The organism is Micromonospora sp. NPDC051006, assembly GCF_044456245.1.
In the GTDB taxonomy this organism is placed as follows: domain Bacteria; phylum Actinomycetota; class Actinomycetes; order Mycobacteriales; family Micromonosporaceae; genus Micromonospora.
This window is the reverse complement of the sequence record NZ_JBITFP010000001.1, coordinates 750165-772657: the sequence shown is the minus strand read 5'-3', so window position 1 is coordinate 772657 and position 22493 is coordinate 750165. Positions and strand designations below refer to the sequence as shown.

The window sequence follows — 22493 nt, the reverse complement described above, 5'->3', positions numbered from 1 at the left end:
GCCCGGTTACATTCCGAACCCGGAAGCTAAGCCCTCCAGCGCCGATGGTACTGCACTCGGGAGGGTGTGGGAGAGTAGGACGCCGCCGGACAATCGTTCCCGTCAGGGCCACCCCAATTTTGGGGGTGGCCCTGACGGCGTTTTTTAGGCCTTTTCGGTGCGCACTCGGTGTGGATAGATGGCAGCCGCCGGTGCGGCGCTCGCTCCCCCGGGCTGGGGCTGATGCCCGCACCCCTAGGCGCCCTGCTGACCCGGCTTCCCCTGTCCAGCCCTCCTCCTGTGAGGAGCCGCGGACGGTACTCCGGCGGTGCGTACGGCCTGTTGGGTCCGCCAAGCCAGGCAGTCGCGGGCCCTGGTCGTGAGGCTGTACGGGCACGACACCGGCCGCCGAGGTGCCTACCCCGTCGCTTGCTGACGCCCGCACCAGCTCACCGAGCGGGAACGGCACCCGAGCTGGTCCAGCCCACCGGAATGCCGGTGGGCCACGCGGGACCTGGCCGCGGGCCGGCGCTCGTACCCGTATGAACGAAACGGCCCCCGCCGGCGACGATGCCGGCGGGGGCCGCTGCGCAGTTGGAGCGGGGTGGGCGTCAGGAGGGCTCGCGGGCGCAGATGTAGCGCGGCTCGGCGTCGTAGCGCCAGCTGAACTTCTCCCGCTTGACCACCTTGCCGTCCTTGCGGATTACCCGGTACGCGTCCTGGGCGAAGCCGTTGATGCCGTTGCTGGGAATGCAGGACGGCCCCGGCTCCAGGTAGATGGTCTTCGGCACGGTGATGTTGCGGCGCGGGCCGTACTCGGTCTTGACGCTGTCGTAGATCTTCGTGCTCCACATCGACACGGTCACCGTGCTCGACGTGTACGAGGTGTCGATCAGGACCCCGTGCGGCGTGTTGTTGCGGAACTTGAAGTCGAGGTTCGGCCAGAAGATCGTCGACTCGATGACGGCGGGATACCGGTCGAACCAGTAGGAGTGCGGCTTGTGCTCGACGTCCTCCAGCCCGGCGTAGTAGCTGGCGTTGAAGAGGGTGGTGGTGAACTGCGAGGTGCCGCCACCCACCCCGGGGACCAGCTTGCCGTCGAGGATCACCGGCGCGTCCCGGTAGCCCTGCTTGTAGCCGCGCTCGCCGGTGTGCCCGTTGAGCGAGAACGTCTCGCCCGGCAGCACGACCGTGCCGTCGACCTCCTTGGCGATGGTCACGATGTTCTGGCTGCGCGACGAGGCGAGCCCGCCGGTGAACCGGGTGGTGAACGAGGAGACCTTCTCCTTGATGCCGAGACCGGCCACCTTCTCCGCGGTCACCTCCGGCTCGGTCGGCTTCAGGACGGCCGTGACCTCCCGGTCGTCGCTCTTCGGCAGCACGGCGAGCAGGTCGCGCCCGAGCGCGGAAGCGTCCAGTTGCTGGCCGGCCCGACCGGAGTCCACCACCTTCGGCTTGCCGCCGGCGATGGTCAGCCGGGCGTTCTTCGGCGTCACCTCGATGGCCGCCAGGTCGTCGCCGAGCGCGGTACGCAGCCGCTTCACGTCCACCTGCGGGCTCAGTTTGCCGCCCTTGTCGGCGGTGAAGCGGAGGCTCTTCGCGATCGCCTTCGGCGCGATGGTGACCGAGCCCTTGTCCGTGGTCAGCTTCACCGGTGCGGCGACCGCCGGCTTCGCCAGCTCGTCGACCAGCCGGTCCACCTCCTCGGCGGTGGTCGCCGGGTGCGACTCGACCAGCGGCACGGCCACCGGCTGGTCGGCGAGCCATCCGGCCCGGATCACCTCGGCGGAGCGCTCCGCGTCCAGCGCCAGGCTGGGCTTCGGGTGGACGGCCTTCGGCGTGGTGCCGGAGAACGTGATGGCCGGCATGGTCATCTTCCGCCCCTGGTCGCCGACCACCTTCCGCAACGCGGCGTCCAGCTTTGCGACGTCGACCGAGACCACCGGCTGCACCGAGCGCGAGCCGACCAGCCGGCTGACCGGGTGGGCCTCCGCCTCGACCGCGGCGGCCACCGTCGCCTCCACGTCGACGGTCAGGCCGACCTCCGCGGGATTGATCTCCGCGGTCCGCTCACCGACCCGGACCGACAGCGGGGCGGCCAGCTCGGCCGCGCGCCGCTCCAACTCGGCCCGGAGGTGTCGGGCGGCCTCCGCGCGGCTGCGACCGCCGAGCTCGGTACCGAGCACGGTGGTTCCGCGCGGCACGTCGCCCGCGTACGCGTACGCACCGGCGCCCGCCACGCCGCCCAGCACCACGGTGCCGAGCCCGGCGGCGAGCAGCAGCCGGAGGCGGCGTGAGCGGGGCCGGGCGGACGCCCCGGCCGGTGTCCCGGGCTCAGGCTCGTCACCGGGCCAGCTGACCGCGGTGACCTGCACGGTCGGCCGGTCGTCGGCGGGCGGACTCTTCTCGCCGTACAGCGTCACAGCAACCTCTATCGCGACGTGCCGCGGGGGGCGCTCCCCGCGCGGAGGAACACCTACGGTAGCCAATGCCCGGCCGAGCGCGCCGCCGCCGCCCCGGCCCGCCCGCGGCGGTGTGTCGTACGGCGTGTCGGACCGGTGCCGGCCGGCCGGTGAGCCGTCGGGCCGACATGGCACGGTAACGATATGCGGACCGATGAGCGGGTGCTGGCGTACGGCGGTGGGTGGCTCGACCGGGCGGCCGCGTTGCGCGCCGACGCGGAGCGGATGACGGCGTTGCGCGCCGACCCCCGGACCACCGTGCTGCCGCTGTGGCGGGACCGCTCGCTGGTGACGGCGGACGACCGGCCGGTCCGGTTGACCGGCGCCGCAGCGGGGCCGGTGCTCGCCGCGGCCGACGAGCTGGTCTTCCTCGGCCTCGACGCCGACGTGGCGATCTTCGCCGTGGACCTGTCCGGGCGCGCCGAAGCCGACGCGGTCGCGCTCGCCGGCGCGGCGTCCGCGGTCGACGTGCGGAGCCTGGCCGGCCGGCTCGACCCGGCCGAGGCGGCGACCCAGGCGTACGCGCGGGGGCTGCTGCACTGGCACCGGCGGCAGCGCTGGTGCGGCAGCTGCGGTGCGCCCACCACCACCCGCGACGCCGGGCACGTCCGGCAGTGCTCGGCGGCGGAGTGCGGCGGGCTGCTCTTCCCCCGCATCGAGCCGGCGATCATCGTGCTGGTCGAGGCGCCCGGCGCTCCCGACCGCTGCCTGCTGGCCCGGCACGCCGGCGCGTCCGAGGGCGCCTACTCGACGCTGGCCGGATTCGTCGAGGTGGGCGAGAGCCTGGAGGACGCGGTACGCCGGGAGATGGCCGAGGAGGCCGGCATCACCCTGACCGACGTGTCGTACCAGGGGTCGCAGGCGTGGCCGTTCCCGGCCGGGCTGATGGTGGGCTTCCGGGCCACGGCCGCGTCCGAGGAGGTCCGGGTGGACGGCGTCGAGCTGCTGGAGGCCCGCTGGTTCACCCGGGACGACCTGCGCGCCCGGATGGCCGCCGGCCGGCCGCTCGGCCGGGTCGACTCGATCGACCACCAACTGCTGCACGGCTGGCTCGAGGAGGGCTGACGGCGGTCAGCCCGATCGGGGTGCGCCGGCCTGATCCACGGCGACCGGCGCCCGGGCCGGCCGGCGGGCGGTCACCGCCATGACCAACGTGGTGATCAGCGCAGTGCCGAGGGCCACGAGGAGGAGACCCGGGACGGTACGGGGCCGGACGGTCGCCGCGACGGCCACCAGGCCGGCCGCGCCCACCCAGAGCGGTGCCGCCGCCCACCGTACGCCGGCCGCGACGCGGTCGTTGAGCAGCACGAACGCCACCGCGTAGAGCGCACCGATCGCGGCGAACAGGGGCGCGTACCGGCCGAGGTGGGTGTAGTCGGGGCCGCCGGCGAGGCGGAAGGCCAGCCCGCCGGCGAGCGTCGAGGCGAGCACCAGCACCAGGCCGCAGCCGCCGGTCACCGCGAGCGCCACGGTGCGGCTGCGTCGGTCGCCGCGGGCCAGACGCGGCAGGGCGAGGACGGCGGCGACCTGTGGGGCCCAGAGCGCCCCCTTGCTCAGCACCGTGCCCACCGCGTACGCCCCGGACCCCGTGGGGGGCAGCAGTTGACGGGCGAGGAGCAGGTCGGCGTAGGAGACGACGAGCATCGCGAGGGTCGCGCCGCAGCCGGCGACCACCTGGGCGGCGGTCAGCTGGGGCGCCGCGGGCGCGGTGGACGGGCGTCCGGGTGCGCGGGCGAGCCGGGCCAGCACCGGTGGGACGAGCGCGGCGCTCAGCGCGCCAGCCACGAGCGCGCTGGTCAGGCCCGCACCGAGCAGCAGCCCGGCGACCACCCCGCCGTAGCGGCCCACGGCGAGCAGCGCCATCCCGGCGGCGAGCCGAAGGAACCGCTGGCCACCCTGCAACTCCCCGAGGAAGCGGGAGGAGAGCACGACCGCCGCCGTGGTGACCGCCAGCAGCGTGGGCACCTCCACCGGGAGGTCCAGCGCGGCGACCAGCAGCGGGGTGGCGGCGACCAGCGCGCCCGCGCACCCGGCGGCGATCAGCGCGGTGAGCCGCCGGGCGTCGGACGACCCGTGCCGGGCGTGGTGCACGGCGACGGCCAGTTGCAGGCCGAGCCCGGGCACGCTGGCGATGGCCACCAGGCCGAGGGCGGTGGCGAGGGCGCTGAGGCCGGCCGGGTCGAGCCGCCGGGCGGCCAGCACCGGCACCAGGTAGGCCAGGCCGTTGACGAGGACGCCGGCCATCGTGACGGCGGCTCCGGCCGCGCCCAGGCCGGTGCTCCGTCCGCCCGTCCGCTGCCGACGGGCCGGTCGTCGAGGGCTCATGTGATCGGCGAGAAGTCGGGAACGTGCCCGTCGGCCGGGCCCGACGCCGCCGTCTCCGGCTTCCGCTGCTCCGCTCCCACCGAAGCCGGCAGGTCGGTCGGATCGGTCGGCGGTGCCGGTGGGTCGGTCGGATCGGCCGGCCGGTCGGTCGGATCGGACGGGGGTGCCGGCGGGGCGGCCGGGGTCGGCGTGACGCGGCGTACCGGCCGTCGCCGGGCGGCGGTGGAGAGCCAGAGGGCGCCCAGGGCGACGACGACCGCGAGCTGCGGGAGCGCGTCGGTTTGCCGTTGCGCCGACTCGAGGTGTAGCCAGCCGGCGAGCAGGACGAGCGCGCCGGGGAGCCACGTCTCGACGGCACGGCTGATCGCTCTGGCCCGGCGGGGGTCCGTCGTCCAGGGCAGGCGGCGTGGGCCGGGTACCGCCAGCAGGAACCCCGCCGCGACCAGCAGGCCGCCGATGAGTCCGCTCGACAGCACCAGCGCGGCGGCGCCCACGGCCAGCAGCGGCAGGGAGCGGGTGACGCGGCGTCGGCCGCGCGGCAGGGCGGTCGAGGGGGTGGGCCCGGCGGGCCGGCGGACGGGCAGCACCGCGAGGAGCACCACCGCCACCAGCAGGCCGCCGCCGAGCAGCAGGCCCGCGCGGTACGTCGTGTCCGGGGCGAAGCGCAGCACCACCTCGCCGGAGGCGCCCGCGGGCAGGATCCAGCCCTGCTGCCAGCCGTCCACCACCACCGGTTCGAGCTTCCGGCCGCCGATGCTCGCCTGCCAGCCGATGTTGGTGTTCTCCCGCACGGCGAGCACCTGGTCGACGGGGTGGTCGCCGACGCGCACCCGTCGTTCGGTGGCCGCCCAGGAGTCGACCTCGACGGCGCTCGGAGCCACCGTCGCGGCCGGCGGCGACGTCCGTGGCACCAGGGCGACCCGGGTGGGCGACGCCAGCGTGCTCGGTGTGGTGACGAGCCGGTGCTCGCCACGGCCCAGTTCGAGCTGCCGGGGCGTTCCCCGGCCGCAGGGCGCGGCCGGCATCTCGCGCAGTTCCAGCAGGTCGCGCAGCGTGCCGCGGAGCGCGGTGGTGACCCGGGACCGGCCCACCTCCAGCGTCGGACCCGATCCGCAGGCCAGCTTCAGCGGAGCGTCGACCGGGGGCCGGACGGTGGGCGCGCCCGGCAGCACGGTCACCTCGCCGACGGTGACCGGCAACGACTCCGGTAGCCGCAGCCCGTACGGATCGGTGCTGGCGGCGGACGGCTTGTCGAGGAACTGGATGGTGATCTCGTCGGTGCGCATCGGCGGGTCCAGGGTGAGCAGGCCGCTGTCGCCCAGCAGGCTGCTGCGGAACCCGTCGTCGCCGACCACCCGGACGCTGCCGAGCCGGGTGGCGGCGGCCGCCGGGTCGACGGTGAACCGGAGCCCCTTGATGAGCTGCGGCTGGAGCCACTTGAGGCGCAGGATCGGCGCCTCGTCGCTGACCGCCGGCGACCAGCTGGTGGTGGGATCCCCGTCGAGCACCGCGCCGGGCCGGCCGCTCGGGTCGGTCACGGCCGTCGAGGAGGCGGTGACCTTCGGCGCGAGGCGCAGCGCCTGGGCGTCGGCGACGGCCTCGTCGAGCGCCGTGTCCAGAGCGGGCCCGGGCGTCGGTCGTGCCCACAGCTTGGCGGCGTACTCCCCGGCGCTCGGCAGGGTCAGGGAGCGGTCGATGGTGTGCCCGTCCTCGGAGCCCCGGACGGCGTCGGTGGAGCAGCGGGGCCGACCGTCGACGGAGAAGCAGGCCGGCGTGGTGGGGGCCGCCGACACGACGACGGTCGCCGGCCGGTCGGTGGCCGGCGCGGCCGGAAGTTGGAGGGTCCGGCTGGTCCGCACGCCGGGGATGCTGATCTCGGCGACGCCCACCGTCCCGTTGCCGAGTGGGCGCAGGTCGAAGGTGGCGCCGACCGAGATCCGGATCTCGCGGGTGGCGTGGACACCGGGCAGATCGAAGACCATGTGGTCGCTGAACTGCTCGATGGTCCGGCTCTCGTACCCGGCGGTGACGGTCACCGTCGTCGGCAGGGCGTCGGCCTTGAGGTCGAACCGGACGTCCACCCGGGTCACCCGGGTCGGGTTCGCGAGGCTCACCTCGATCCACTGCTCGTCGCCGGGCGAGTACGGCGCTGACTGCCAGGAGGTCGTGGGGTCGCCGTCCATCGCCGCGTACGGCTGGTTCTCGGGGCGTGCGCCGCCGGGGGCGTCCACCTCGGAGCGCGCGGTCGACGCCCGGATCGTGCTGATGCCCTCGAAGCGGGCGACGGTGGACCGCTCCGCCCCCCACTCGGGCAGGTAGTCGTGCGCGGGCGCCGACACCTCGAAGGTGTCGTCGGCGGTGAGGGTCTGCGAGGCGTTGTCGCGCAGCCGGCCGAACGACACGTCGCGCCGGCGGAGCCCGTCGGTCATCGCGACCGGCCCGGTGCCGTCGCCGGCCGACGCATCGCCGGCCAGGACCGTGGGCGCGGGATTCAGTTGCCCCGCCGCGGCGAGGTCGAGCAGGGACTCGGGGCCGCCCACCACGGTGGTCACGTCGTCCCGGTCGTAGGCGACCACCGGCTCGACGGGCCGGTCCACCCGGTAGACCTCCAGCGCGCGCAGCGGCACGTCGAGCCCCTGGTCGCGGAACTCGTCCGGGTCCGACGGTCCACCGCGCAGCGGGCCGAAGGTGGTGACCCGGGTCAGCCCGGGTGAGCGCTGCAGGGCCTGGCGGACCACCGCCGGGCGGGCCGTGTCGGAGCGGCCGTGGTCGAGGTCGGCGCGGAACAGGACGTGGCTGATCCCGGAGCGGGCCAGCAGGTCGGCCAGGCCGGTCGAGCCGGCGCCGGTGGCGAGCGTCGCCTCGACCGCGTCCAGCAGCCGGATCGTGGCGGGCGGGGTGAAGGGGATGGCGTTGCGCACCGCCCACCGGCTGTCCAGCAGCGGCTGGGTGATCTCGTCGGTGGTGCTCCCCCAGTCGTACGACGGGAAGCGCGCCCCGGGAACGACGAGCACCCGTCCCCGCCCGGTGTTCGCGTCGAGCCAGTCGGCGGCCTCGTGCCAGTAGCCGGGCACCTCCTTGACGCTGCCCGGCGTGGCGAGTCCACCGGCGAGCGCCGGCGTGGCGACCACCGCGACCGCCGCCATGGCCGCTCCGGCGGTCAGCCAGGCGGTCGCGACGGTCCGTGGGCGGTGCCGGGCGGGCGCCGTGCGCGCCGCGCGGACGACCAGGCCGACCAGGTGCGCCAGGCCGAGCGCCAGCGGCAGGCGCAGCAGGACGTCGAACTTGTGGATGTTGCGCAGCGGAGCGCCGACGCCGTCGAGGAACTGCTGCTGCGGCCCGGCGAGGATGTTCGGCAGGTCGCCGACGTGCCCGAGCCCGACGAGCGCGGCGCCGAGAACCAGACCGGTGATCAGGAACCGGCGGTGCGGCATACCGCGCCGGGCCAGCCCGAGGATCCCGAGGGCGGCGACCGCCAGGGTGGCGGCGACCAGCAGCGGCTCGTTGGCCAGCCGGGCGCCGGCCGGGATCGTCGACCCGAACGGCGAGCCCAGGTAGGCGACCCAGTAGGAGGCGCCGCGGAGCGTGGTCACCGCGTCGGTCACGCTGGTGGTGTTCCGGGCGGTCTCGATGTAGTCAAGGAAGGGCGGGCTGTACCGGCCGAGGACCAGCAGCGGGATCAGCCACCACGCCGTGGCCAGCGCGACCGCGCCGCACCAGGCGGCGATGGCGGTGACGCGTCGGCGTACGGGCTGGAGGGTGGCGAGCCAGAGCAGGGCGAGTGGCACCACCGCGAGCACGGCCGTGGCGTTGACTCCACCGGCGCAGGCGACGGCGAGCGCCGAGCCGGCGACGGCGCGCCGCATCGGCGCGCCGCGGGCGAGGCCCACCAGCGGGATGAGCACCCACGGGGCGATGGCGCTCGGCCAGGCCTCCACCGAGGACCAGCCGAGCTGGGTGAGGATCCGGGGCGACAGCGCGAAGGCGACGCCGGCGATCATGCGGCCGGCGGGGGTGCCGATGCCGAGCCGGCCGGCCAGCCGCGCCGCGCCCAGGTACGCGACGCAGAAGAGCAGTGCCCACCACAGCCGCTGGACCACCCACGGCGCGAGGCCGACCTCCGAACCGAGCAGGAAGAACGGGCCCATCGGCCAGAGATATCCGTACGCCTGGTTCTGGAGCTGGCCGAAGGTGCCGTTCGGGTCCCACAGGTGCAGCGAGCGGAGCAGCCACCCGGCCGGGTTGACGTTCAGGTCGACCTTGGTGTCCGGGACGATCTCCCCGGGGGCCTGCTGGAAAGCGAGGGCGGTCAGCGCGATGCAGATGGCCAGGTGCCGGAACCGCCGGGCGGTACGCCGGGTACGGCTGGACCCCCGATCGCCACCGTTGGTGACCTCTGCACGCATCTCGGCTCCTGTCTGCGCCGGCCGTACGCGCACCGGCAGCCGACGACCGTCGCGCGACGTTATCCGGACCGGGCACGGACGGGCGACCTGGGGCGCTGCGGTGGCGTTATCGGCAGAACGGCCGTCCCCACGGCGTGTAAGCGTGTGGCAGGCTGCCGACCATGTCAATGCCAGAAGCTGAGGCCGAGACGCGTCCGGAGCGCGTTGCCTCCGATGGCGACGGACCGGGGCCGTTCGGCCGGTGGCTCCGGGCCGACCGCGTCCGCGCGGTCGCGATCGCCCTCATCGTCGTCTCCGTCGCCTGGCGCGCCGGCCTCGCCACCCGCGGCTGGTTCTCCCAGGACGAGTTCGTCATCGCCGCGCAGGTTCTCGACACGCGGCTGGACGCGGACTTCCTCCTGCGTACCTTCAACAACCACCTCATGCCGGGCGGACTGCTGGTGGCGTGGGCGATGGTGCGGGCGGCCGGCTTCGTCGGCTGGCCGTGGGTGCTGCTGCTGGCGGTCGGCCAGGCGGCGGTCGGCATCGCGGTCTACCGGCTGCTGCGCGACCTGCTCCGGCCGGGCTGGGGGCTGCTCGTCCCGCTGTGCCTGTTCCTGTTCAGCCCGCTGACGCTCGAGGTGTCCTCGCTGTGGCTGGTCGGGCTGCTCGTGCTGCCCATGCAGCTGGCCCTGGTCCTGGCGGTGGCGGCCCAGGTCCGCTACGTGCGCACCGGCCGCCTGCGGCACCTCGTGGTGGTCGCCCTCTGGGTGGTGTTCGGCCTGCTCTTCGACACCAAGGCCCTGCTGATCGTGCCGCTGCTGTTCCTGCTGACCGTCTTCCTCTTCACCTCGGGCGGCGTGTGGCGCAGCCTGGTGACGGCGGTCCGCCGGCACTGGCCGGCCTGGCTGGTGCTCGGCGTGCTCTCGGGGGCGTACCTGGCGTTCTACCTGACCCGCCCGGCCCGGGAGCTGGACGAGCCGACCTCGGTCGGTCAGGTCCTCACCTTCCTCGGTGACCTGGTCGGCGACACCCTCGTGCCGGGTCTGCTCGGCGGTCCCTGGCGTTGGACGTACGCCGGCGACGGGCCCCCGCTCACGGACCCGTACGACGTGGCCAAGTGGCTGTCCTGGGCGGTGCTGGTGACGCTCGTCGTGGTCACCGTCCGGCAGCGCCCGTCGGCCGGTCGGGCCTGGTTGCTGCTGGCGTCCTACCTGGGGCTGGTCGCCGCGCTCTTCGCCGTCACCCGGCTCGGCGGCCCGCTCGGCCCACTGGTCGGCGTGGTCCCCCGTTACGTCGCCGACGTGGTGCTGGTCGCCGCGATCTGTGTCGGTGCGGCCCTGCTCGGGACGAAGGACGCCGACGAGGAGGACGTGTCCGCGTGGCCGCTGCCGACCGTCCTGCGCGAACCGGGCGCCTTCGCCGTCGGCCTGGTCTCGATCATCGCCGTCCTGGTCACCATCGGGGTGGGCACCCTGTGGAGCACGGCCCGGTTCGGTGACAACTGGAGCACGAAGAACGGACGGGAGTATCTCGCGACGACGCAGGCCGAGCTGGCCTCCGCGCCGCCGGGCACCGTCTTCCTGGACACCGTCGTTCCGGACCGCGTCGTCGCCGGGTACTTCTGGCCGGACAATCTCCAGTCGCACTTCTTCCGCGCGGCGGACCGCCGGCCCACGTTCGTGACGGAGGCCGAGCGACCGTCGACGTTCGACGAGTTCGGCCGGATCCGTCCGGTCGTGGTCGAGGGCCGGAAGGTCCTGCCCGGCCCGGTGCCGGACTGCGGGCACCTGGCGCAGGGCGGCCAGACCGCCCGGATCCCGCTCGACGGTTACCTGGAGGAGTGGCCCTACGTGGTGCACTTCGGCTACCTCAGCTCGGGCGACTCCACCGCGACCGTGCGGCTGGGCGAGGCCAGCCGGCAGATCACCCTGCGACGCGGCCTGAACGAGGTGTTCTTCCTGTTGGAGGGGGCCGGCGATGCCGTCCAGGTCACCGTCGGCACCCCCGGGGTCGGGGTCTGCACCAACCTGATCACCGTCGGCCGGGCGGTGCCGGCGCCGTGAATGGTTGAGCGGCCCGCCGCGGTCGACGCTCCACCGGGCCGGTCGGCGCGGGAGCGGCTGCCGCTGTACGCCGTCGGGGCGGCCGTCACGGCGCTGGTGCTCGCCCCGCTCGCGGCGCCGGGCTACGCGCTGCTGTACGACATGGTGTTCGTACCTCGGCAACCGCTGAGCTGGGATCTCGTCGCCCCGGCGCAGAGCCTGCCCCGGGCGGTGCCGATGGACGCGCTGGTCTCCGTGGTCACCCAGCTCGTCCCGGGCTGGTTGCTGCAGCGGCTGGTGCTCGGTGCGGCGATCCTGTTCGCCGCCGTCGGTGCCGGTCGGCTGGTGCCGACCGACCGGCGTGCGGTCCGGCTGTTCGCCGCGGTGGCGTACGCGTGGACGCCGTACCTCGCCGAGCGGCTGCTGATCGGGCAGTGGGGGTTGCTGCTCGCGTACGCCGCGCTGCCGTGGTTGGTGCGGGCGGCGCTGGACCTGCGGGCGGGCCGCGACGGCGCGCTCGCCCGGGTGGTGCTCGCCGCCGCGCCCGCCGCCATCACCCCGACCGGGGGGCTGATCGCGCTGGCCACGGTGGTCCTGCTGGTGCCCGACCGGTCCCGTCCGCGTCGGGCGGCGCTCACGATCGCCGGTGTCGCGCTGCTCAACGCCCCCTGGGTGACCGCGGCCCTGGTCACCGGAGCCGGCGGCTCCTCCGACCCGGCCGGGGTGGCGGCGTTCGCGGCGCGCGCCGAGAACTGGGCCGGCCCGCTGGTGGCGCTGGCGGGGACCGGCGGGATCTGGAACGCACAGGCCACGCCCGCCAGTCGAGGCGCCCCGCTGGTGCCGCTGGCGACCCTGGTGCTGCTGATTCTGGCCGGCGTCGGCGCCGGTCTGCTGCGCCGGCGGCTGCCGCCGGGTGCGGCGGTGCGGCTGGCGGTGCTCGCCGGGACCGGCTGTCTCCTCGCCGCCCTCGCGTTGCTCCCCGGTGGGGACTCCGCGCTGCGCTGGGCGGTGGCGCAGGTGCCCGGGGCGGGGCTGCTCCGGGACGGCCAGAAGTTCCTGGCCCCGTACGCCCTGCTGCTGGTGGTGTGCGCGGCGCTGGGCGCCGAGCGGCTGGTGGCCCGGATCGACCGGGAAGTGGCCGGGGTGGTCCTGGTGGGCCTGCTGCTCCTGCCGGTGGCCGTCATGCCGGACCTCGCGTTCGGCGGTGCCGGCCAGCTTCGTCCGGTGAGCTATCCGGCGGACTGGCGGTCGGTCGCCGACCGGTTGGCCGGCGAACCGGGCGAGGTTCTCGTGCTGCCGCTGAGCGCCTACCGGACGTTCCCGTGGAATCCCGAACGGGTCGTGCTGGACCCGGCGCCGCGCTACCTGCCGGGGACCGTGCTGACCGACGACACGCTGCGGGTCGGCGACGTCGCGGTGGCCGGGGAGAACCCACGGCTCCGCGAGGTGCGCCGGGTGCTGGCCGACGGGCGGCCCGTCGCGGCCACCGGGGTGCGCTGGGTGGTGGTGCAGCACCAGTTCCCCGGTGCCGTGGAGCCGACGGCCCTGGCCGAACTCCAGGTCGTCCATGACGGACCATTCCTGACCCTCTACCGCAATCCGGCCGTAACGGCCGGGCCGGTTGCCGCCCGCCCCGCCCGCTGGGCTGTTGTGGCGGCGCTCGGTACCGCCCTTCTGGTGGTCATGGCTGCCGCCTTTTCGGCGCTACACCGCAGGCCTACCGCGTGGTAACGTCCGCTCGCACGTCTCGCCATTGGAGGATTGGCATGCGTAGAACTCTGACCCTGGTCGTGTCCGGCCTGGTGGCGGCGTTGCTGGGGATCCTGGCCCTGGGCGGGCTCTCGGCCGCCGCGACCGCCACCGACGCCGAGGCCGCCCGTGAGGCCAAGAACGTTTCGGAGGCGGCCAAGCGGGCCGGCAAGCAGGACCCGTACGCCCCCGAGTCTTACGGCGTCAGGTAGGACGGTTCGCCCCGCCGCTGCACTGGGCGGGGCGATTCCGCGCCCTGCAGCAGAGCCGCGAAGTGTCCGCCCGCGGCCTGCCAGGTGAAGCTCGCCGCGTGCTCCCGGGCCTCCGCGCCCATTTCCCGCCGCACCTCGTCCTCGTGCAGCAGCGTGCGCACCTTCGCGAGGTAGTCGTCGACGTCGTCGGCCAGCAGGCCGGTCCGCCCGTCGACGACGGCTTCGGCGACACCGCCCGCGTGCCGGAACGCCACCGTGGGCGTACCCGCCGATCCCGCCTCGACGATCGTCAGACCCCAGCCCTCCTTGAGTGACGGGGTGAGGGCGACCCAGGCCGAGGCGAGCAGGGCGGCCTTCTCCTCCTCCGTCACGAAGCCCCGGAACTCCACCCGCTCGGCGATCTCCAGCTCGGTGGCGAGCTCGCGCAGCTGCGGCTCCCACCAACCCTGGCCGGCGACGACCAGTCGCAGCTGGGGAAGCTCGTCGGTGAGGGCCGCGACCGCCCGCAGCGCCACCTCCACCCGCTTGTGCGGCACCAGCCGGCCCAGCGCGACGAGCAGCGGGAACGGGGCTCGCTCGACGTCGGTGCGGGGCAGCTCCGGTGTGCCGTTGTGCACCACCGAGACCTGCTCCGGCGGTACGCCGAGGCTGGCCAGCTCCCGACGGGTGGCCTCGGAGACGGTGACGTAGCGGCACCGCTGGTAGATGCGGACGGCGAGCGACGACTCGACCCACCAGCCGAACCGGGCGGCCCACTGCGGGAGGACCACCGGCCACTGCTCGCGATGCACGTGGTGGATCAGCTTGACCACCGGCCGGCGCGCCCACAGTGGAGCCAGGAACGGCAGCCCGTTGCAGACGTCGACCAGGATGTCGGGCCGGCCGCCCCGCCGTGCCGCCAGCGGGCCCAGGCCCAGCGCGCCGGCCAGGTAGCAGAGCGCCGCCCAGAGGTAGACCGTGTGCCGGCCGCCGCGCCGCACCAGCCGTACGCCCGCCTCGTTGACCTCGTCGGCGGGGGCCTGGCTGTGGGCGGCGCAGAACAGCGTGGCGCGGAAACCGCGCGCCACCAGTTCGGCGGCGATCCGTTCCACGTACACCTCGGAACCGCCGCCCTCGGGGTTACGGGTGTCCCGCCAGTTGAGGAACAGCACGTGTCCCGGCACGCCGACGCAATGCTCCACGCGAACCCTACTCTCAGGTAATTTAGCGACGCGCGTCACATTAGGGGCTGGGATCGCAGCCGGCAATGCCCGATGGGCCAGCGCTGTTCAGCGTGACGTGCCGACCGTGGGTGCCTCGGCACCCGCGTCGACCGAGGGCGGTGCCGCGCCCGGGGAGGCCGCCGCCGCGTCGAGGGCGGACACTTCGGACACCCGCCCGGGCCGAGCCGGTCGGCGGCCCCACTGCGAGCCGAGCAGCTGGACGGGCCGCTCGACGCCGTAGTAGCCGACCGCGGCGTAGACCAGGGCGAAGAGCATGGTGAGGGCGAACGTGCTGAGCAGCCCGCCGGTGAACAGCGGCCGGTCGTCCACCAGGTAGATGAGCTCCAGGACCAGCGGGTGCCACAGGAAGAGGCCGTACGAGACCGCGCCGAGCCACCGGGCGGAACCGCGACCGAAGACCTCCTTGACCCGGCTCGGCCCGCCGAACGCGACCGGAATCAGGATCAGCGCCCCGACCGCGAGGTACAGCGCGAGCTTGACGGCGAACTCGGCGGCCGTCGGCTCGGCGAGGTCGCGCGGGCCGGCGACCGGCGTGGTCGCGATCGCCAGCAGGCCGACGGCCGCGACCCAGCAGGCGACCGGCGCCGAGGCGAGGTCGTCCAGCACCCGGAAGGCGGGGGGCGCGGTTCCGGTGCGCAGCGCGACGTGTGCCGCCGCCAGGGCCATACCGGCGGCGAACCAGCCCGCGTACGAGGGCAGCCACATGGTGTGCAGCGCGGCGTCGAGCCAGCCGAAGCCCATCAGGGTGAGCCACCCCGCGGTCACCAGGACTCCGCTGCTGGCGATCACCACGGTCCGCACGGGACGCCACGTCCGGCCGACGGCGAGCACGGCGACCAGCGGCAGGATCAGGTAGAACAGGACCTCGGTGGCGAGGCTCCAGGTCTGGCTGAGCCCGTGGCGCAGCTGGGCGGGCTGGTAGATCTGGGTGAAGGTGAGGTGCCGGAGCCAGTCACCGGCGGACGCCGGCCGGTTCTGCGGCAGGACGATCAGGCAGACCACCACCGCCAGCCAGTAGGCCGGCAGGATCCGTAGGGCCCGGCGCCAGAGGTACCGCCCGGCGCTCGGTCGGGGCCGGCCCGTCGCGGCGTTGAGCGCCCACGGCCGGAACAGCAGGAACCCGGAGAGCACGAAGAAGATGGCGACGCCGACGTCCAGCCGGGCAAGCCAGCCGCCCCACGGCGCGTTCATGCTGACGCCGGTGTGGAATCCGACGTGGTGACCGACGACCGCTGCGGCGCCGATGGCGCGCAGCGCGTCGAGAGCGGGGAGCCGGCCGCTGACCGAAGGCCCCGACACGGTTGGCGCGGCGGCTGTGGACATCTGGACATCCAGGGGGTCGCATTGAAGGTGACCGGAGAGTAACCTCCCGCCATGTTAAGGATCGGGTGCCCCGGACAACAGGTCGTAGGGCGGCAGGTTACAGGAGGATGAGTGAAGCTTCGCGTGGGCGCCGCGCTCTTCGGGCTTGGCGTCTTATTGCTGGTCTTCGCGGCCGGGCTGCCGTTCTACGTGGCCCCTGCCGTGACCAAGCTCCCCTATGATCTCGAACCGACGACGTCCGTCGCGGAAGCGAAGGACGCGCAGTTCTTGAAGATCACCGCCAATGGAAGCTCGGTGAGCATCGAGGTTCCGCAGGCCACCCTACGGTCCAACGTCGAGGTCATTCCGCAGCCCGACGACACGAAGGACCGGCTGCCGAATGAGCTCAAGGGCGACGCGGTGATCTGGGACGTCTACCAGACGGTCAGGCGTGCCGACAACCAGGAGGTGGTCAGCCAGTACAGCACGGAGCTCGCCCTCTACCGGATCTCCGGAGCTGCCGCCCCGTGGAAGGACCAGTGGCTCAACGAGACCGGGGCGCAGGAGACCCCGGTCGGCAACGTGAGCTACTCGGGCCAGATCTACAAGTTCCCGTTCGGCACCGGAAAGCGGGACTACCAGGTCTTCGACCGTGACCTGAAGCGGGCCCTCCCGGCGAAGTTCATCGGCACCGAGAAGATCAAGGGCATCGAGACGTACCGCTTCGAGCAGCGGATCGAGAACGAGGCGCTGACCACCCCGGAGAGCAGCCTCAAGACGCTGATCGGCAAGTTCGCGCCCAACGCCACCAGCGGGCAGGTCGTCTACAGCAACACCCGGACGCTCTGGGTCGACCCGGTGACCGGCTCCTACGTGAACGTGCGGGAGCAGCAGCGCAAGGAGCTGCGTACGGACACCGGCACCGCCACGGTGCTGCTGAACGCGGACTTCAACTACACCGACGAGACGGTCAGTCGCAGCGTCGAGACGGTCAAGGACAACCGCTTCAAGATCGGGCTGATCAGCCTCTGGGGTCCGATCGCCGCCGGTGTCCTCGGCCTGATCGCCCTGGTCGCCGGCGCGTGGCTGGTCACCCGGCCCAGCGGCAGCGGCAGCGCCGCTCGGCACCGCGCCGAGCCGGCGGACACCACGCCGGCCGCCGACCCGACGCCGACCCGGGTGGACCAGGAGCCGGTACGCGACACGGAGACCGTCGAGCAGCCCAGGACCGAGGCCGCGGGTGGCCCGCTGAGCGACGAGATCCCACCGGCGACGACGAACTGGAAGGGCGACGAGTCGTCGGTGCCCGCCCAGCGCTCCGGCACCGACGAGGCGGAGAAGCGCTGATCGCCGACTGAGCGTGCGCACGACCGAGGGGTGGACCGGATCCGGTCCACCCCTCGGTGCTTTCCCGAAGACGCTCGGTGTCTGTTATTCCATTGTTATCTGTCGATGGTTCGGATACTCATGGTGACGAGTCTCGCGGAGAATGTCCGCTATGGAGGCTTCGTGCGGCCGAGAGCGGTCGCGTCGGAGTGACGTGCAGTGACCGGACCACCGCGCGGTTGCGGCAAGTGTTACCAGCGGGTAGGCAGGGGGTTGTGACCTCGCGCGAGAGGGGTGCATCATCACCGCACGTTCGTTACCCGCCGGTAACAGGATGACGGGGGCCCGGAGCGCAGCCGCCACTTCGGGACCGGCCACCGCGCATCCAGCTGAGGAGGAACCCGTGCAGGATCGGTTTGACAGTCAGGGTCGTACCCGGTGGCGGCGGTTCGCTGCCCTGATGGTGCCCGCCACGGCCGCCGTCGGCGCCATCCTCTTCGGCATGTCGACCGGGGCGATCGCCTCCGACATCACCGTCTCCGGGCAGACGTTCAAGATCGGCGCGGACCGGCTCGAGGGCGACGGCTTCAAGCAGTACGGCGGCATCGTCAAGGAGAAGGGCAAGGACGGCAAGCCGGGGGAGGTCCACCCGATCGCCCTCTCCGAGATCAGCAGCGCCGAGCTGTACAGCCTCTGCCAGTCCGTCCGCGCCGACCTGCCCGGCCTGCCGGTGGTGCTCACCATCAACGCCGGCGAGGGCAAGGAGCCCGCCCGGGCCAGGGACCTGCTGATCGCGATGGACACGCTCGACGGCAACGCGACCTTCACGAACATCAAGATCGGCCGGGACGCGACCGACCTGAACCCGACGGCGCAGCGGGGTTCGTTCGGCCAGAACTCCGACCACGTCACCATCACCAACCTGCGGCAGGTGTCCCGCTACACCACCGCGGCCACCTTCAACCTGGTCGGGCTCCGGCTGAAGGTCAACGTGGGCGACGACGCGAAGGGCAAGGAGTGCTTCTGAGCTGAGCCGTGGCCCGCGGTGGTCGACCAGCGCGGGCCCGCTCCGTTCCCCCGTCCCCGCTCCGCCAGGAGGAGTACGTGGCAACCGCCAACCCGTCCTACGCCCGGTCCGGCGGTCCGGCCCAGGCGTGGCGGAGTTTCCGCCGCTGGCAGCGGAGCCGGCCGTTTTGGGGCGGTCTGTTCACCGCCCTGGCCGGGATCGAGATGTTCGCCTCCACCCGGATGACGATCAACGGCCTGAGTTTCCACAGCGGAGCGACCGGCCTGCTCTCGCTGTTGATCCCGGTCATCCTGGTGAGCTGCGGTCTGCTGCTCTGGTTCAGCCCGGCGCAGCGGCTCTTCTACTCGATCGTCGCGGCGGTCACCACGGTCTACTCGCTGATCGGGCTCAACCTCGGTGGTTTCTTCGTCGGTCTGCTGCTCGGCATGGTCGGCAGCTCCCTCGCCTTCGCCTGGACGCCCGCCGCGCCTGCCGGGGTCGAGTCGCAGCCGGAGCCCGCCACGCCCACCGAGCCGGCGCCCGCCAATGCCGTCGCGGAGGTGGACGACGCCGAGGAGCCGCGCCACCAGGTGCCCCAGCCGCGCGGCGTGAACGATCCCCGCTACTTCGCCGTCGCCCTGCTCGTGCTCGGTCTCGCCGCCACCGGTTTGGTCGCCACCCAGCCGAGGCCCGTGCAGGCCGCGCCGGCGCAGCCGGGACGATCCGCCGCGCCCCCGTGCCCGACCCGGTCGAAGGCGGCCACGCCGGCCGAGTCGGCCAGCCGTGGTGCCCCGGCGGCGACGCCTACGGCCAGCCCCGAGCCGACGGCATCGAAGGACGGCAACATCATCACCGACATCCTGGAGGGGATCGGCGACCTGCTCACCGGTGGCGGCCGGCGTACCCCCACCCCGAGCCCCTCGGTGACGCCGACGCCCACCGCGAGCGCCCGCCCGACCGCCACCGCGGCACCCACCGCCCGGCCCGGCTCCACCGCCTGCCCGGGCGCGTCCACCCCGCCGGCCCGCTCGGGCAAGGTGGAGGCGGGCAAGCCGCTGCCCCGCATCGCCGCCGACCCGGGTCAGCCGCAGGTGGCCCGGAAGCCGTCCAAGCTCACCGGGTCGTCGTTGACGATGACCGGGCTGCGGTTCGAGGGCATCACCGACCTGCCGACCGACGGCGGCAGCCTGAAGGTGCTGAAGTTCAGCATGCGCAAGGCGGTGACCGACGACTTCCTGCTGCGCGCGGACGGCCCGCAGGGGCTGAACCAGCGGTACGCCACCGACCGGCTGACCGTGCAGGGGGATGTCGCCTTCTACACCACGCGGTTCGTCGGCCGGCTGCTCGGCATCAAGATCACGTTGACGCCGGACCTGCCCTTCCCGGACGGCATCCCGGTCACCTCGCCGATCCCGGTCACCTTCACCGACCCGGCGATCGACCTGGCGTTCGTCACCACCGACACGCTGACCGCCCGCCCGGCGCTGGCCCTCTCCATCGGCTGACACCGACGTCCCCGGCCCAACCTCGATCGCGTGCACCCGGGACCCGGGTCGGGTTTCGGGTGGGCCGCCCGGCGGGCACCGGACGCCGATCAGCGTGATGACTCTGCGGTATCAATATGCCGCAGAGTCATCACGCTCGTGAGCAGGTGTCGCCGGCCGCCAGCCGCCTGCGGTCCGTCAGAGTCGGGCGAGCGCCTGGCGCAGCGGGTCGAGCCCGAGCGCGCCGAGGTCGAGCGCCTGGCGGTGGAACTCGCGGAGGTCGAAGTCGGCGCCCTTGCGGGCCTTCGCCTCGTCGCGGGCCTGCAACCAGATCCGCTCGCCGACCTTGTAGGACGGCGCCTGCCCCGGCCAGCCCAGGTAGCGGTTCAGCTCGAAGCGCAGGTTCTCGTCGGGCACCCGGCAGTGCGCCCGCATGAACTCCCAGCCCAGCTCCGGCGTCCACCGCTCGCCTGGGTGGAAGCCGAACGGGTTGTCGCGGGGGATCTCCAGCTCCAGGTGCATGCCGATGTCGACGATCACCCGGGCCGCCCGCATCGCCTGCCCGTCGAGCATGCCGAGCTTGTCGCCCGGATCCTCCAGGTAGCCCAGCTCGTCCATCAGCCGCTCGGAGTAGAGCGCCCAGCCCTCACCGTGACCGGAGACCCAGCAGAGCAGTCGCTGCCAGCGGTTGAGCAGGTCGGCCCGGACCGCGGTCTGCGCGACCTGGAGGTGGTGACCCGGCACGCCCTCGTGGAAGACGGTGGTCACCTCACGCCAGGTGGAGAAGTCGGTGATGCCCTGCGGCACCGCCCACCACATTCGCCCCGGGCGGGAGAAGTCCTCGCTCGGCCCGGTGTAGTAGATGGCCCCGTCGCTGGTCGGGGCGAGGCAGCACTCGATCCGGCGGACCTGCTCCGGGATGTCGAAGTGGGTGCCGTGCAGCTCGCTGATCGCCTTGTCGGCCAGCGCCTGCATCCAGTCGCGGAACGCCTCCTTGCCCTGGATGGTCCGGGCCGGGTCGGCGTCCAGGGCCCGCACGGCGTCGTCGACGCTGGCGCCCGGACCGACGATTCGCGCGGCCACCGCCCGCATCTCGCTCTCCAGGCGGGCCAGCTCCGCAAAGCCCCAGGCGTACGTCTCGTCGAGGTCGATCTTAGCGCCGAGGAAGTACTGCGAGGCCAGCTCGTAGCGCTCGCGGCCGGCGGCCTGCTTGTCCCGCCCCTTCGGGGCCATCTCGGTGCGGAGGAACTGGCCGAACTCGGCGGTCGCCGCGGTGGCCGCCGCCGCGCCCCGGCGCAGCTCGGCGGCGAGCGTGCCGTCCGCGCCGAGCCGCTCGACCAGGCCGTGGAAGAAGTTGTCGCCGTTCGGGTCGACCCAGATGTCGCACTGCTTGGCCACCTCGACCAGCTGCACCTTCGAGCTGATGTGCCCGGCGGCGGCCGCCTCGCGCAGCGTGGTCTTGTAGCCCTCCAGGGCGGCGGCGAAGCCGTTCAGCCGGGTCGCGACGTTCGCTTGGGCGTCCGCACCCTCGGTGGGCATCAGGTCGAAGACCATGCGGATCTCGTGCAGCCCGCTGGAGATCACGTTGACCTCGCTGGTCGCCTCACCCGCCTCGTAGCGGGCGAGGTCGAGGCCGAGCCGCTCCTGCATGGCCTCCTTGGCGGTCCGTTCCGGCTCGGTCTCCGGCTCGGTCACGTCGAGGTCGGCCAGCGTGCGGCGGGTCAGGTCGGCCCGGGCCGCATAGCCGTCGGGCGACAGGTCGTCGAGCTGGTCGTCGTAGCCGGCGATGCCGACGTAGGTGGCGCCGGTCGGGCTCAGCGGCGCCCACTCGGCGACGTAGCGGTTCGCGAGTTCGTCGATTCGTCCCACGCTGCGACCCTACGTGACCGGACGGGGCCGATGTCGACCGCGTTTGCCGTGTTCAGGCGGCCAGGTGCATTCCCGTGGGGTTCGGCACTGTGTCCGAAAAGCGCGGGACTTCGTCGTACCCCTAGGGCAGAGTGTCAGGGGTGACTGCCGACATCACCCCTGACCGGCCGGCGCTGCGGAGCTGGCTGCCCGGGTTCATCGCGCTGGCCGCGATCTGGGGTTCCAGCTTCCTGTTCATCAAGGTCGGGGTCGAGGAGCTGCACCCGCTGCAGCTCACCCTCTACCGGGTCACCGCGGGGGCGCTGACCCTGCTGGTGGTGCTCGCCGTGCTCCGCGACCGGCTGCCTCGCGAGCCCCGGGTGTGGGCGCACCTCACGGTGGTCGCCGCGTTCGGCGTCGCGATCCCGTTCACCCTCTTCGGCTACGGCGAGCAGCGCGTCGAGTCGATGCTCGCCGGCATCTGGAACGCCACCACGCCGCTGATCGTCCTGCCGCTCGCGGTGCTGGTCTTCCGTACCGAGCGGCTCACCTCGCGCCGCGCGATCGGGCTCGGGCTCGGTTTTGCCGGCGTGCTGGTGGTGCTCGGCGTCTGGGAGGGCATCGGCGGCGCGCACTTCACCGGGCAGCTGATGTGCTTCGGCGCGGCCGCCTGCTACGGCCTGGCCATCCCGTACCAGAAGCGGTTCGTCGCCGGCAGCGCCTACTCCGGCGTCTCGCTCTCGGCGGCCCAGCTGCTGATCGCCGCCGCGCAGCTGGCGATCGTCACCCCGCTGGTGGCCGGGGCGCCCCCGCTGCCGACCGAGCTGTCGATCGAGGTGGTCGGCAGCGTGCTCGCGCTCGGCGCGCTCGGCACCGGCCTGGCCTTCGTCATCAACATGCGCAACATCCGGGTCGCCGGGGCGAGCACCGCGTCCACCGTGACCTACCTGATCCCGGTCTTCGCGGTGCTGATCGGCGCGCTGGCGCTCGACGAGCGGCTGAACTGGCACCAGCCCGTCGGTGCGCTGATCGTGCTCTTCGGCGTCGCGGTCTCCCAGGGCCTGATCCGGCGGCGGGGCCCGGCGACGCCGGTCGGTCTCGGCACGCCCGCCGTCCCCGCCGTCGAGCCGGCCAGCCAACGCTGACC

General features: G+C 73.4%; 14 protein-coding genes and 1 rRNA gene. 9 read left to right on the top strand and 6 right to left on the bottom strand.

Annotated features, from left to right (window positions below; genetic code table 11):
• Positions 1-91 (top strand): 5S ribosomal RNA (gene rrf / locus ACIBBA_RS03670); the annotation flags it as partial.
• A 499-nt stretch (positions 92-590) separates the two neighbouring features.
• On the opposite strand, the gene ACIBBA_RS03665 is transcribed toward rrf, so the two are convergent.
• Positions 591-2402, bottom strand: a complete 1812-nt coding sequence (locus ACIBBA_RS03665) for a VanW family protein (RefSeq protein ID WP_396693370.1) — start codon at positions 2400-2402, stop codon at positions 591-593.
• A gap of 183 nt (positions 2403-2585) precedes the next feature.
• On the opposite strand from ACIBBA_RS03665, the gene nudC reads away from it, so the two are divergent.
• Positions 2586-3506, top strand: coding sequence for an NAD(+) diphosphatase (gene nudC, locus ACIBBA_RS03660; RefSeq protein WP_396693368.1), 921 nt, complete (start codon positions 2586-2588; stop codon positions 3504-3506).
• 6 nt (positions 3507-3512) lie between these two features.
• Here nudC and ACIBBA_RS03655 read toward each other — a convergent pair whose 3' ends face one another.
• Positions 3513-4766, bottom strand: a complete 1254-nt coding sequence (locus tag ACIBBA_RS03655) for a lipopolysaccharide biosynthesis protein (RefSeq protein WP_396693366.1) — start codon at positions 4764-4766, stop codon at positions 3513-3515.
• The gene (locus ACIBBA_RS03650; protein WP_396693364.1) at positions 4763-9172 is read right to left on the bottom strand and encodes an alpha-(1->3)-arabinofuranosyltransferase family protein; all 4410 of its coding nucleotides are present in this window, start codon (positions 9170-9172) and stop codon (positions 4763-4765) included. Before ACIBBA_RS03650 ends, ACIBBA_RS03655 begins: the two co-directional genes overlap by 4 nt.
• 167 nt (positions 9173-9339) lie before the next feature.
• Here ACIBBA_RS03650 and ACIBBA_RS03645 point away from each other — a divergent pair, with 167 nt between their 5' ends.
• The 3 genes from ACIBBA_RS03645 to ACIBBA_RS03635 are packed head-to-tail and all read left to right on the top strand — an operon-like array spanning position 9340 to position 13157.
• Positions 9340-11217 (top strand): hypothetical protein, encoded by a 1878-nt coding sequence (locus ACIBBA_RS03645; protein ID WP_396693444.1) that lies wholly within the window; start codon positions 9340-9342, stop codon positions 11215-11217.
• The gene (locus tag ACIBBA_RS03640; protein ID WP_396693362.1) at positions 11218-12927 is read left to right on the top strand and encodes a hypothetical protein; all 1710 of its coding nucleotides are present in this window, start codon (positions 11218-11220) and stop codon (positions 12925-12927) included. It begins immediately after the preceding gene.
• 35 nt (positions 12928-12962) lie between these two features.
• The gene (locus ACIBBA_RS03635; RefSeq protein WP_350873658.1) at positions 12963-13157 is read left to right on the top strand and encodes a hypothetical protein; all 195 of its coding nucleotides are present in this window, start codon (positions 12963-12965) and stop codon (positions 13155-13157) included.
• Here ACIBBA_RS03635 and ACIBBA_RS03630 read toward each other — a convergent pair.
• Together ACIBBA_RS03630 and ACIBBA_RS03625 are read right to left on the bottom strand one after the other, a co-directional pair.
• Complete coding sequence (locus ACIBBA_RS03630; protein WP_350873657.1) at positions 13142-14338, bottom strand: glycosyltransferase family 4 protein; 1197 nt, start codon at positions 14336-14338, stop codon at positions 13142-13144. The two genes, ACIBBA_RS03635 and ACIBBA_RS03630, sit on opposite strands and share 16 nt — an antisense overlap.
• A gap of 87 nt (positions 14339-14425) precedes the next feature.
• Positions 14426-15703, bottom strand: a complete 1278-nt coding sequence (locus ACIBBA_RS03625; protein WP_396693360.1) for an acyltransferase family protein — start codon at positions 15701-15703, stop codon at positions 14426-14428.
• A 111-nt stretch (positions 15704-15814) separates the two neighbouring features.
• Between ACIBBA_RS03625 and ACIBBA_RS03620 the strand changes: the two genes are divergently transcribed.
• From ACIBBA_RS03620 to ACIBBA_RS03610, 3 genes are all read left to right on the top strand, one after another.
• Positions 15815-17029 carry a DUF3068 domain-containing protein gene (locus tag ACIBBA_RS03620; protein WP_396693358.1) on the top strand — a complete coding sequence of 405 codons (1215 nt, stop codon included), beginning with the start codon at positions 15815-15817 and terminating at the stop codon, positions 17027-17029.
• A 382-nt stretch (positions 17030-17411) separates the two neighbouring features.
• Positions 17412-18035 carry a DUF6230 family protein gene (locus ACIBBA_RS03615; RefSeq protein ID WP_396693356.1) on the top strand — a complete coding sequence of 208 codons (624 nt, stop codon included), beginning with the start codon at positions 17412-17414 and terminating at the stop codon, positions 18033-18035.
• 77 nt (positions 18036-18112) lie between these two features.
• On the top strand, positions 18113-19519 hold the full coding sequence (locus ACIBBA_RS03610) for a DUF6114 domain-containing protein (RefSeq protein WP_396693354.1): 1407 nt from the start codon (positions 18113-18115) through the stop codon (positions 19517-19519).
• Positions 19520-19696: 177 nt separating this feature from the next.
• Here the strand turns inward: ACIBBA_RS03610 and ACIBBA_RS03605 are convergent, their stop codons facing one another.
• Positions 19697-21367, bottom strand: coding sequence for a DUF885 domain-containing protein (locus ACIBBA_RS03605; RefSeq protein ID WP_396693352.1), 1671 nt, complete (start codon positions 21365-21367; stop codon positions 19697-19699).
• Between the two features lie 140 nt (positions 21368-21507).
• Here ACIBBA_RS03605 and ACIBBA_RS03600 point away from each other — a divergent pair, with 140 nt between their 5' ends.
• A complete protein-coding gene (locus ACIBBA_RS03600) occupies positions 21508-22491 on the top strand; it encodes a DMT family transporter (RefSeq protein ID WP_396693350.1) in 984 nt (327 codons plus the stop codon).
• Positions 22492-22493 lie beyond the last annotated feature (2 nt).